Genomic DNA, 691 nt, shown 5'->3' on the forward strand with positions numbered 1-691 from the left:
CCGCCAGTCCGACGCCGACGACGCCGTGCAGCGCACGCAGCGCCTCGGCCAGTGCCGCATCCGGCGGCGATGCCGTCGGCCGCGCCGCATCGGGCAACTGCAGCACCGCGGCGCCGGCCTCCATCAGGACCGCCGTCAGGCGCTCCCGCGCGCCAGGGGACCAGTCGCTCGATGGCGCGAGCACGGCCGCGACGTCGCCCGGCTGCCAGCCCTCCGGCATCACCATGACCGGAAGGCGCGATGCCGCGGCCAGGCGCGCTGGCGCCACCCCGATCGGCATGAAGTCGGATGATCGGTCGGGCGCCGCGCGGGCCGGCCCCATGCCGATCGTGAGCAGCAGGCCCGCAAGGGCCCACCGCACGCCATGCCTCTTGCGTCCCGGCATCGCTCAGCTTCCTCCGCGCGCTTCGGCGCTTGCGAAGGAGACTAGCCGGTGCGGGCGGCCGCGCACATGGAAATGACGCAATCTTTCAGGTGCCGCCGCATCAGCGGCCCCGCCAGCCGCGGCGCATCCCCGCCTGCGCCGGCCCGGGCAGCCCGGCGCCGCGCCGCACCAAGCATGCCGATGGCCAGCGCCGTTGCGGCGCGCAAGGCCGGCTACCGCCCGAGGGCAAGGCTGCCCGTGCAGGTCCGGGCGAAGCCCCGCTCGTCGCGCGATTGCGTCGCGGCGAGCACGTCGCAGAACAGCGGC

General features: G+C 75.8%; 1 protein-coding gene. It reads right to left on the reverse strand.

The genetic code is table 11. The features are described from left to right. Positions 1 to 361, reverse strand: a 361-nt coding sequence (locus L2I40_RS24070; protein ID WP_237217859.1) for a hypothetical protein, incomplete at its 3' end; no start/stop codon positions are given. Positions 362 to 691 lie beyond the last annotated feature (330 nt).

It is taken from the genome of Falsiroseomonas oryziterrae, assembly GCF_021864505.1.
In the GTDB taxonomy this organism is placed as follows: Bacteria; Pseudomonadota; Alphaproteobacteria; order Acetobacterales; family Acetobacteraceae; genus Falsiroseomonas; species Falsiroseomonas oryziterrae.